Source organism: Culicoidibacter larvae (assembly GCF_005771635.1).
Classification (GTDB): domain Bacteria; phylum Bacillota_I; class Bacilli_A; order Culicoidibacterales; family Culicoidibacteraceae; genus Culicoidibacter; species Culicoidibacter larvae.
Genome location: NZ_VBWP01000009.1, coordinates 81,933 through 93,841 on the forward strand (window position 1 = coordinate 81,933; position 11,909 = coordinate 93,841).

10 protein-coding genes are annotated in these 11,909 nt (G+C 40.7%); 2 read left to right on the forward strand and 8 right to left on the reverse strand.

Annotation, left to right across the window (positions count from 1 at the left end; translation table 11 throughout):
• Positions 1 to 10: 10 nt before the first annotated feature.
• A complete protein-coding gene (locus FEZ08_RS09885; RefSeq protein ID WP_138191895.1) occupies positions 11 to 2,974 on the reverse strand; it encodes a DNA polymerase III subunit alpha in 2,964 nt (987 codons plus the stop codon).
• A gap of 205 nt (positions 2,975 to 3,179) precedes the next feature.
• On the opposite strand from FEZ08_RS09885, the gene FEZ08_RS09890 reads away from it, so the two are divergent.
• Positions 3,180 to 3,335, forward strand: coding sequence for a DUF4177 domain-containing protein (locus FEZ08_RS09890; protein WP_138191897.1), 156 nt, complete (start codon positions 3,180 to 3,182; stop codon positions 3,333 to 3,335).
• Between the two features lie 55 nt (positions 3,336 to 3,390).
• Here the strand turns inward: FEZ08_RS09890 and FEZ08_RS09895 are convergent, their stop codons facing one another.
• The 3 genes from FEZ08_RS09895 to FEZ08_RS09905 form a co-directional block, all read right to left on the reverse strand.
• Positions 3,391 to 4,224, reverse strand: a complete 834-nt coding sequence (locus FEZ08_RS09895; protein WP_138191899.1) for a histidinol-phosphatase HisJ family protein — start codon at positions 4,222 to 4,224, stop codon at positions 3,391 to 3,393.
• Between the two features lie 28 nt (positions 4,225 to 4,252).
• Positions 4,253 to 5,200: a DHH family phosphoesterase gene (locus FEZ08_RS09900; RefSeq protein WP_171015028.1), complete on the reverse strand. Its 948-nt coding sequence runs from the start codon at positions 5,198 to 5,200 to the stop codon at positions 4,253 to 4,255.
• Positions 5,201 to 5,282: 82 nt separating this feature from the next.
• The gene (locus tag FEZ08_RS09905) at positions 5,283 to 6,470 is read right to left on the reverse strand and encodes an acetate kinase (protein ID WP_138191902.1); all 1,188 of its coding nucleotides are present in this window, start codon (positions 6,468 to 6,470) and stop codon (positions 5,283 to 5,285) included.
• 292 nt (positions 6,471 to 6,762) lie between these two features.
• On the opposite strand from FEZ08_RS09905, the gene FEZ08_RS09910 reads away from it, so the two are divergent.
• Positions 6,763 to 7,932, forward strand: coding sequence for a hypothetical protein (locus FEZ08_RS09910; RefSeq protein ID WP_138191904.1), 1,170 nt, complete (start codon positions 6,763 to 6,765; stop codon positions 7,930 to 7,932).
• A 57-nt stretch (positions 7,933 to 7,989) separates the two neighbouring features.
• Here FEZ08_RS09910 and FEZ08_RS09915 read toward each other — a convergent pair whose 3' ends face one another.
• The 4 genes from FEZ08_RS09915 to rpsU form a co-directional block, all read right to left on the reverse strand.
• Positions 7,990 to 8,496 (reverse strand): CarD family transcriptional regulator, encoded by a 507-nt coding sequence (locus tag FEZ08_RS09915; RefSeq protein ID WP_138191906.1) that lies wholly within the window; start codon positions 8,494 to 8,496, stop codon positions 7,990 to 7,992.
• Positions 8,497 to 8,682: 186 nt separating this feature from the next.
• Entirely contained in the window at positions 8,683 to 10,419 is a 1,737-nt protein-coding gene (locus FEZ08_RS09920) for a phosphoenolpyruvate carboxykinase (ATP) (protein ID WP_138191908.1), read from the reverse strand.
• Between the two features lie 26 nt (positions 10,420 to 10,445).
• Entirely contained in the window at positions 10,446 to 11,549 is a 1,104-nt protein-coding gene (locus FEZ08_RS09925) for a pyridoxal-phosphate-dependent aminotransferase family protein (protein ID WP_138191910.1), read from the reverse strand.
• A 175-nt stretch (positions 11,550 to 11,724) separates the two neighbouring features.
• A complete protein-coding gene (gene rpsU / locus FEZ08_RS09930) occupies positions 11,725 to 11,904 on the reverse strand; it encodes a 30S ribosomal protein S21 (RefSeq protein ID WP_138191912.1) in 180 nt (59 codons plus the stop codon).
• Positions 11,905 to 11,909: the final 5 nt, after the last annotated feature.

Below are 11,909 nucleotides of genomic sequence, written 5' to 3' on the forward strand. Positions count from 1 at the left end.
ATCTGCTCCCTTATACTATGCTAACCTGACTGACAATAAAGTTCAGTTGGTCATTCCGGGTTTCGAATTTGCCATTGACCCGAACAACGGCACCTTTTTCCAAAATCTGGCTGTAGCGATCATAGGTGTTGGGAAATACGGTTGCCGAAACGGTGGCACTATCATCACTGAAGGTCACAAAAACCATGATATCACCTTTCTTGGTTTTAATTGATTTAATTCGTTCTATATAAACGATAGCATCAACTTGACGGCCAATCAACTCAGCACCTTGGTCAAGCGAAATCATATTGGCTCTTTCAGCTGAATAGCGACTGGTTGGATGCATGAACATACTAAAGCCAAAAGCCTTTTTTTCACGTTCCATCTGTTCTTCAATTGAGAAGTTATCAACCTTAACTTGCTCTACTGCAAATAAATCTTCTGCTCCCGGGAAGATAAGTTCGTTAATCGCTACGGTTTGATCAATCATGCTGTGCAAGTATGCCTGATTATCAGAAAAGTCGCTCATTGCCTTAGCGTCAATGAGTTGCTCAATCACCCGTTTCGTTACTGAGCGATTATTGTTGCGATGAATAAAATCTTGGAAACTGGTATATCGACCATTTTCAATCCGCTCATTAACAATTTGCTTTGTTGCCGCTTCACCAACATTTTTAATTGCCAGCAAGCCCATGCGGATTTGTCCATCCGGCGCACTGAATCCTGACATAGATTCATTGACGTTTGGCGGTAATACCCGAATACCAAAACGTCTCGCCTCTTTAATATACTCATAAATTTTGCCCTCGCTGGCAATAACCGAATTCAATAACTCAGTTAAGAAAATAGCGGTATAGTGGGTTTTCAAATACATCATCTGATAGGCAATCATAGCATACGCCACCGCATGTGATTTATTAAAACCATAATTGGCGAATTTCAAAATCAAATCATAGACATGATTTGCCAACTCATTAGTATAGCCTTGTTCCAAACTGCCTTGAATAAAGTTTTCTCGTTCTTGTTCAAGAATAGCACGGTCTTTTTTCCCCATTGCCCGCCGCAAAATATCGGCGCGCCCAAGTGAATAACCGGCAATCTTCTGTGCAACTTGCATAACTTGTTCCTGATAAACAATAATTCCATAAGTTGTATGCAATATTGGTTCCAAGTCTTTATGGATGTAAGTAACCTTTTCTTGTCCAAGCTTACGGCGCACGTAAACCGGTATATTCTCCATTGGTCCAGGACGAAACAATGATAAGGCGGCAACAATATCTTCAAACTCAGAAACCTTCATGTCGCGCAACACCCGGCGCATCCCAGCCGATTCCAGTTGGAAAATACCGGTCGTTTCACCGCGCGCCATTATATTAAACGCTTTTTTATCATCTAAAGGAATTTCGGTAATATTAATATCCTGCCCGGTCTCTAGCTTAATTCTTGATAACACTCGGCGAATAATTGATAGGTTCCGTAATCCCAGAAAATCCATTTTCAATAATCCAAGTTCTTCCAAATAATTCATTGGATACTGGGTCATCAATGTATTATCAAAACCATTTTGCAAAGGAACAACCTCAACAAGCGGTCGGTCACCAATAATAACCCCGGCAGCATGGGTAGAAGTATGACGTGCCAAACCTTCAATTCGCACAGCAATATCCAAAATAAACTTCAATTCATCATTACGATTAATTGTCGTCTGCATTTGCGGCACTAACTCCAAAGCATGCTTTAAATTACTTGCCTGAAAAGGAATCTGTTTAGTCACAGCACTTATATCCGGACTCGGAATATCAAATACCCGGGCACAATCACGAAAAGCAGCCTTCGGACCAAAGGTTCCGAAAGTAATAATGTGGGCAACCCGCTCGCTGCCATACTTTTCACGTACATATTCAACGACCCGTGCCCGACCCTCGTCTTCAATATCTATATCAATATCCGGCAAAGAAATCCGCTCCGGATTTAAAAACCGTTCGAAAAGCAAACCATACTTTAAAGGATCAACATTGGTAATCCCTAAAGTATAAGCTACTAATGAACCCACTGCCGATCCCCGTCCAGGTCCAATAACGATGCCTTCTTGACGGGCAAACCGAATAAAGTCCCAAATAACTAAAAAGTAATCAGCAAAATCCATTGAACAAATAACATCAAGTTCATAGTTCAAACGCTCTACCTGAGCTGCAGTAGGTTCTCCATAACGCTTATACAACCCGCGCCAGCATAATTGCGTCAAATAATCTTTCGGATCAGCATCATCCGGCAATGGATATTCCGGCAAGTACTTCTCATTAAAATCAAAAACAACATCAATACTATCAGCAATCTCGCTGCTTGCTACCAATGCTTCCGGTGCCGCAGCAAAACTATTACACATCTCTTCAATTGTTGGCAAATAAAACAAGCCCGCTGCCTGCTTACGCACATAAGAGTATGTAAGCCGCTCATTCTGCTTAATTGCCTGCAAAACCAAGCGCACAACCTCATCCTCAGGATCAGCATAACAAACATTACCCAGTGCCACCATCCGCGCCGCCGGCAACGTCGCTGCCTGCTCAGCATCATACACCCCAAAATAAGTCTCTGCATGACCATCTGCCAAATAATGATAAGTCTCCATCGAACCCTCAGCAACAATTACCACACAACCATCGCGATATTCACGGAGCAACGCTAAATCAGGTTGCGGAACCGTTGTCTGGAGTAAAGTCGAAAGCAAAACAAGCCGCTGATAGGCGGCCTTGTTTTGCGCCAAGAATATGACCGCCTCACTGCCTACAATAACCCGAATCCCTAACAAAGGCTTTATCCCAGCATCAACACAAGCGTGATAAAATTCCATTGCACCATAAAGAACATTGGTATCGGTCAATGCCAATGCCTTATAACCACGGGCAACCGCCAACTGGACCAACCGCTCAATTGTCAGCCCGCTCTCAAGCAAGCTATATGTACTTCTAACCTGTAACTGAACGCACTCCATAAATCAGCGACTCCCTTCAAATTCATTTTACCATATTTCCCTGGGGGTTAAAAGACAAACAGCGGACGGCCTAAAGCTCGCCTCTTATTTATAACTTTCAAAGATTGCGAGCGCTTCTCAATAGTCTAATCGCTGCTGTTTCATTGTATCCACTCTAGAGTTATAGTATAATTAGAGATATAAACAAGCAGAAAGAGGTAATCTTATGTACGAGTACAAAGTTCTGATTTTAGGTGTTAAAGAATGCGAACAAACCTTCAACCAACTTGCACAAGATGGTTGGCGACTTGTTACAATGGTGCCGAACCAAGCACGTGGCGTAGGTGTAGTTGCAACAATGGAACGAAAAACAGAAAAATAATTAGCCAAAAGAAAAACAGCGATGAATCGCTGTTTTTTTCTTTCACTCTCTCAACTTAATAATCAATATCCGTCAAAAATACCTTGGTCATTTGTGGTCGGAACTCAGTTATGTAATCAAAACCAATCTCCGCCAGCATCTTCAATGCGCGTTCAAAGTCAGCATTGATATCCTTGGTGAAATGAGCATCACTGCCCAGTGTCACCATCCGGCCGCCAACTGCATAGTAGCGTTCCAAAATTGCTGGTTGCGGATGCGCGAACGGCAAACCGTAGCGCCATCCGGCTGTGTTGATATCCAAACTGATTTCTTTTTCAATCAATAATTGAAAGATTTTATCCAATTTAGGATAATATGGCTCCAGACTTTTCGGCTTTTTCTTCATATAACGCCAGCAATAGTCCAGATGACCCAGCGTTTGAAAGCCATGCAACTTTTCTAAAGCATCAATCGTCGCATTCAAAACATCATCAAAAAGATCATTACTATATTTCCAGTAACCATCCTTAGCAATCTCATCAGCTAAATCTTTGCCGTCAAACAAGGTATGGATTGAAATAATTGCAACCGCCAATTGTTGATCATCAATGAATTGTTGGATTTGCCCTGCTGCTGCCGATTCATACCCTAATTCCATACCGCGCATAAAAGTAAGTTGCGGATACTTCGCTTGAATTGCCGCAAACTCTTTAGCATATTCATCCATATCGACACAGAAGAAATTCCCTTTGTTTAAATAGAACAGCTCCATGTGATCCGTTGTTACCACCAACTCTTTACCGCGAGCAATTGTATCTTGAGCAATATCATCAAAGCTTTGCCGCCCATCTGGCGAAAGTGTAGTATGCATATGATGATCTAATAATTGACTATAATGTGTTTTACTCATTTTTTCACCCCTAATAGTATAAGTTTACTTAAGAACTGATTTCAGCACAACGTTCATCAAGCAACAAAATCATTTCATCAACCTGTTCCCATGAACGAACCCGAACTCCAGCAGCCTTCCGATGACCGCCGCCGCCAAAACGCTCAGCAATATCATTAACGGCAATATCCCCGGCCCGAAGATTGCAACGAATCAAACCTTGATCGGTATCTTCAATAAAGAGTGCCCAGGAACGAGCGTCTTTCACTTCGGAAAGCACATAAATCAGCATTGAAGCTTCACTGTTGCTTACACCCATCTCTTGTAAAGTCGTAGTACTGATTTTACAATAAACAAATTTGCTGTCAGTCATAATAAAATGCTGATAAATATATCCAATCAAATGCAATTGCCCGGTTGTCTTCATCGAAAAATCTTTATATAAGTCAATATAATCAACACGTTCAATAATTGTCGCTACATCAGCAAATAACTGTTTGCTTAAACTATACGAAAAACGACCGGTATCACCAATGATGCCGGCATAAAGCAACCTTGCACCATTATCAGAAAGACCAATACCTAACTTTTCTTTATATTCAATATATAGGCGCAATAAGAGCGCACAAGTTGCCGGCGCCTCTTCAATAACCAGCTGTAAGTTGCCATAAGGATCGCGGTTGGGATGATGATCAATCTTAATTAAAAAATCTCCGGTATTATACTGCTGACCGTCAATTCTTTCGGTATTGGCCGTATCACAAACAATAACCAATGCATCTTGATACAAGTCATCATCAATAATATCCGGCAGAAACAAATAATCCATACGTGCATCTCTGGTACCAACACAATAAACCTCTTTGCTGGGGAAAGACTGAATAATCATATCAGCCAGCGCCCCTTGCGACCCATACGCATCCGGATCAGGATTAATATGACGATGAATAATTATCCGGTCATACTCATTAATTTTTTGCCAAATCTCTGCAAGCATATTTCCACTCCTCATTCTGCTACTTAGTTGCAAGAAAAGGTGAAAAGCACAATGCCGTTCACCTTTTCCCTATTTACCCATATTAATTCATAAATGCCAAGGTATCACGAGCAATAACCAATTCCTCATTAGTTGGCACGACAGCAATTTTAATTGCCGAATCGTCAGTACTGATGATTGCTTCCTTACCACGAATTGACTCATTAACTGCTTCGTCAAGTTTTACCCCGAGCACACCTAAACGGCGTGTCACGCATTTTCTGATATACGGCGCATTCTCACCGATACCAGCCGTAAATGCAATAACATCTGCACCTTCAAGATATACATGATAGGCAGCAATATATTCAGCAATCCGTTTCGCATAGATAAATGCCGCAAGCTCGGCACGGTGATTACCCTCATTAATTCCGGCCTCAATATCGCGCGCATCAGAAGAAAGTCCTGACACCCCAAGAAATCCTGATTTTTTATTTAACATGTCAACAACTTCTGCTGCTGTTTGTCCGGTCTTCTCCATAATAAATGGAATTATTGCCGGATCAATGTCACCGCTGCGGGTTCCCATTGGAATCCCTGCTAAAGGTGTAAAGCCCATTGTTGTATCAACCGATTTTCCGTTTTTAACTGCTGAAAGTGAACCGCCATTCCCTAAATGACAAACAATCACTTTTGCATCTTCCGGTGCCTTACCAATTAAACGAGCTGCCTCAGCCGACACATATTGATGTGAAGTACCGTGGAAACCGTATTTACGTACTGCATATTTTTCATACCACTCATATGGTGTTGAATACATATATGCTTCTTCTGCCAGTGTTTGGTGGAAGGCAGTATCAAAAACTGCTACCGCCACTGCATCAGGCAATAATTTTTTAAAGGCATAAATACCAGTTAAGTTTGCCGGATTATGTAAAGGAGCAAGCTCCGCTACATCTTCAATCAACTGAATATTTTCTTCAGTCAGCATTGCTGATGCTGCAAAGTGTTCACCACCATGAACAACCCGGTGACCGACACCTTGAATTTCATTGTAATCACTGATAATTTTATGATCAATCAGCCACTTCAACAACAACTCAACTGCTACCGAATGATTTGGAATCTCCAAAACTTCTTCAAACTTTTCACCATTTACTTTTAATGAAAAAATACCATCGTTCATACCGATACGTTCTGCAATTCCAGAACAAAGCACCGTCTCACTTGGCATCTCAAATAGTTGATATTTCAATGATGAACTCCCAGCATTTATTGCTAATACTTTCATGTTATGCCTCCTAAAAATACAATCATAATACTTTATTAAGCGTACCATAAATACTATGTTTTGTAAACGTGATTTGCGTTATCAGTGCACTTTTTCGCAAATTATTTTTCGTGAATATTTGCCTTATATTTTTTAATAAACTCATGACGAAGCGCGGCTCTAAAACCGCACTTCACTAAACGATAAATGTAAACTTTCATTTCTGTTACCAAAACCATATCTTTTGTAAGTTTAAAAAATGGGTGAAATACGCTGAAAATGGTAAAATATTAACAGAAGGTTGTGAACAACTATGAAAAAAATCATAATAATATTACTAATTCCTTTAGTTATTTTAGCTGGAGTTATTGGAATAAACTATACCTATAATCAAATCGTTTCAACTGATTATTCTGAAACTGATCCAACCGATCAGCAAATGTTTCAAGAAATAGCAGAAATATACCAAACTTTTAAAACCAGTAGCGACGCACTTTGGACAAGTGATTATCGGCTTGACCAATTACCGCTTGTCCTCATCCGCACCGCAAAATATAATGACTTCTTCTGCCAATATGCCTACCTGATTAACATCCCTGGCGCTGAAAATATAATTGGAGCTAAAGCAATGACGCTTCCTGAAGAACTAGACTTACCACCCGTATATCGAATCAATAATATAACTTTAGGGTTTTCAAGTACTTGGTTACCAGACAATTTCGGAACTTTGTCAATGAACAACACTGAAGCTTTTTATTATAAATATTCACCGGAAATGATGACAAACCCGCAAACTAATCTGGCCTTTAAAGAATTTATGATTCATGAATCATTTCATGTCTATCGTCAAGCTGCCTGGACTTACGATCAACGTCCTGACAATAATAGCTTTACTGAAAATTATCCATATATAGGAGAACAATATGCATTATTCGGCCTTGAGTTCTCACTGCTGGATCAAGCATTAGCAAGCAACGACCCTAAGCAAATCAAAAACATCATGCAGGACTGGTTAGTTGTCCGCAATAGCCGCTATCAACAATGGCCACAACTTATCGGCGAAACCAATACTGAAGCTATCGAAGGCACTGCTCAATACACGGAAATACGCTACGCCTACTTAACCGGCGGCAGCGACCAAGCCGTCGCAGCCCTCAATCAGGCAAACGCACCGACCTTTCAAGCTGCTTTTACCGCCATGGCCGAGGGCAACCAACCAGAATATTTAGAACGCTCAATCTATTACGAAACCGGCTCAGCACTTGGTGTTATTATGGACAAACTAATATTGGACTGGAAACCACAAATTGAAGACTCAGCAGTAAATCCGGGCAAAACCCAATATGAAATCATAAAAAGCTACTACAATCTCCCGGAAACATTTGAGCAAGCACAAGCCTTAGAAAAAATCAAAAATGACAACAACTACCAAGCACTCTTAGAAAAGGGAAATAAACTTGCTGAATTGCTGGCTATTGAATAACAAAAGAAGAGGTTCCCTCATTGAGGGGACCTCTTCCAAATTTCTCCTATCATAACCCTATTCATCAGCTTCAATAACACCAACAATAAGTGGGATCAACTGACTTGGTTCAATATCCAGAACATAAGCAAATTCCTCATAAAGAATCTTCTCTGCCTCTTCCATAAACATCTTATCGGCTAAATGTAACTTTTTACCGCTATCCTGAAGCTCTTCCTGATAAAAGTAAAGCGTTTTAATTAAACTAACCAGTTCAAGGTGATCAGAGTCACTAAGAATCTCTTTATATCGTTTTTTACGATCATTACTGTTTTCAATCCAAATCGTTTCCTGATCTGGCATCGCTTTGATGAGCTTATGAACCTCATCAGCTGATAACACCGGTCGAATCCGCTCAACCAGTTGCTCATTATCTACCGGAACAAAAATGGTTGGCCGGTTGGAAAGCATCGGCTTTAAAACATAATAGTCGGTGCTATGACCATTAAAATCCTGACTGCATATTTCAGTGATTTTGCATAGCCCCTCAGTCGTATAAATAACAATATCTTTAACCTTGAACATTACTCTACTTCCTCCCGCATTAAAAATAAAAACGCATTGTTTACCCCTCGGAATTTCGTCCTTTTCAAGCAAACAACACGTTGTGCTATGTCTATTATACCATATTTTTAAAATTAGATGTGAGATAAAACGAATATTGGTTAAAATAAAAAGCCTTGCAACCAAAGGTTGCAAGGCTTTTCCAACTTATTTCGTCTGCAAATACTCCAGCAAAGCAATCGCCGCGTCACGCGGGCCGCTTTGCTCCGAGCCGGCAATTCCCAGCTTAGTACGGATTTGACCGACTAATATTCCCTCGGCAAATAGCTGGCGGAAATATTGGTCAAGTAATGCATCGGTCTGCTCCATCCGTTGTACCGGTCCAAACGGGTTGGCAAAGTATGACTCTACCAAACCGGTTTCGGTTGTCGTCCCCTTCGCAAAGCGAGCACCGCGGCGGAAGGTATCGAGCGCGGTGGTGCTTTCGGTGAAGAAGTCAAGAATTTCGCCGTCATCGTAGTTATTGGCATAAAGCAATAAATCGATTGGGTATTCATAAGTGATTTCTTCATAAGTTGCTACCGGAATAACAATACGGGCATTGATTTTATCCGGGTTCATGAAGACACTGCGGTCAATTTCTTTGTAAGCATAACCACTGTCTAAGTCGTCAAGTCTTACAAAAGCGCCAATTTCGGTGCCGTGGGCCCGGAGTTGGCCATCATTCTTCACCATAACACCCATATCATCAAAAACGATTTTAAGGTCTTTGATATACTCATCACCAATTGTTCGCAAGGCCTCAAGAGTTTCAGATTTACCGGCACCGGAATCACCAATGATGATAACATTTTTCTCGGTACCGTCATGCAGAATTATATGCGCCATTGCACCATGAAGTGGTAATCCGCCAAGGTCAATCATGCTAACATTATGCAGGGTTAGAATCATCTTTTTCATGTACCCAAAGTAGTCAATATTTTCACTGTATGAAGCGTAACCGATATATACGGCATTTGCTTTATCATGATAGAATACGGTCCGTTCTTCGCCACCTGTTGGTTCTTTGGCACCAAAAATATAAATCATATCCGGCTTGCGAGTTTGTGCCTCTTCAAGTTCGGCTAATTCAAATAAATTACATAGGGTTACGCCTTGTGACATAAAGTCTTTATGGAAATAGACCAAAGCCAGTAAGTTACCGACTTTTGCCGGGTAACAGAACCACTCTTGTGGATCTAATTCCAAATTGGCAATTGGGTTTTCAAAAACTTCCTTAAAGATTCCATCTCGAGTATTTCGTTTTGGATAAGTAATGAATGGCGGATGCAAAATAACCGATTCGATCAGCGGCACTTTGCGTAACATCGGATATTGTTCGCGTTCAAAAGCAAGCTGCTCACGGTTAACGATAAGTCCGGCATTTACTCCGGCAATTAACTGACGATATACCCGGTTTTTACTGCCGCGAATTGTTTCGGTAATCCGTCGGTATGTTGAGAGCACTAAATTTTCAAAGCGGTCATGGGTTTCAATAAATTGACTATTTTGAATACCATTTTGACTTTCATTATTATAAGCGATGGCGTAACGTTCAAGCCGACGCCAGTAGCCGTATAAATCTTCAGAAAATTCCAAGAATAACTCGCGTTTTTGTAAATAATGACTCAGTTCATTCTCATTACTCAATATCTCTTCATAATTCATGACTAACAAGAGCTTAAAGATTTGGATCGCATGATTTTGAATCGTTTCTGCATCTATTGTATTATCTTTGGAAAACTCCAAATAAATCGGCTTTTGTTTACGTTCAAGACGTAAAACATACGCTTGAAGCACCTTTTTAAATCCGGTACTTTCAAGAATTTCAGTCTGGGTCTGGCAATACTGCGCAGTAAAGTTCAACACTGCACTACCTCGGCTTAGTTCAAAAACCATACTCATTAACGGTTCACTCCTTTAAATTATTGCTAGTAGTTATATAATTTTTTAGTTACTTTAGCTAAAGCATCACTGAATTGATCAATGTCGGTTGCATTTAATGGTCCGATAACACCAATACGCAGCATTGAGTGCATCTTTTCACCTAAACCATAAATGGTAATAATCCCATGTTCACTTTCAAGCTCGCGGCAAATCGCTAATGAATCCATCCCTGGCTGCAAATTGATTGGTACAATGACATTACCACGAATCGCTTCATCAGTAACGCCTAAAGTATACCCCATCGCCAACATTTTTGATTCCAAATATTGCCGCAACTGATAATGATGTTGCCAAACCGACTCAAGCCCTTGCGCAAGCAAATCATTACTTGAACGCAACATCGCTTTCATTAGGTTAATAGCCGGCGTTGATGGCGTCTGCCCTTTTTTAGCCAGCTCAATCATTTGCCGATAATCCCAGTAAAACCGCGGCGTCGTCGCACGCGCGATTTTACCCAAAGCTTTCTGACTCAAACCAACAAACGACAAGCCCGGTGGCACTAAGAACCCTTTTTGGCTGCCTCCGGCAACAGCATCAATACCCCATGCATCCATATCAAACGGATGAATAACCAAACCACTGATTGAGTCGGTAATTAGCAAAGTATCATCAAGTGGCTTGATTAACTCGCCTAAAGCTTGTAAATCATTAAGTACCCCGGTTGATGTCTCATGATGAGTCACATAAACTGCTTTTATTTCCGGATGCGCAGCAAGTGCTGCCCGCACATCCTCAAGCTGATACGTTTCTCCCGGAGGATATGGTAAATGAATAACATGTAAGCCAAAAGTCTCACACATTGCCTTATAACGTTGACCGAAAAAACCAATATCAATAACCAGTACTGTATCGCCGGTTACAAAAAAGTTAGCCACGGTCGACTCCATTGCTCCGCTCCCTGACGAAGTAAAGATGACAACTTCACCGTTGGCTAACTTAATAATCTTTTTTAAATTGTTTTCTAAATTAGCTAATAAAACAGCAAATTCCTGAGTTCGGTGGTGAGGAAATTCAAGTGCCAGCTCTTCCATATATTCATCTGGAATATTAGTTGGTCCCGGCGCCATAATTAATCGGTTTCGTGCCACTAAGCATCACCTTTCTTCTTCTAAAAATATATTACCTTATATTTTACCCTAAAGTTGCTAGTGCTGACAAGCCTAAATCGTCACGCTTGTCGAGCATAACTAATTGAAAGCGCTTAGCAATCATTTAAACTATAAAAAAACACCAATAGCAAAACTATTGATGTTTCATATGAAATTAAAATTTCTTTTTCTTACGCGCTTCCGCTTGCTTCCGTTTCTTTTTCAGACCCGGACGTAAATAAAATTCTCGTTTACGTGTCTCAGCAAGGGTTCCCGCTTGATTAACTTGACGTTTGAAACGACGTAACGCATCATCAAGTGATTCATTCTGACGAACTACAGTTTTTGTAGACATATGCA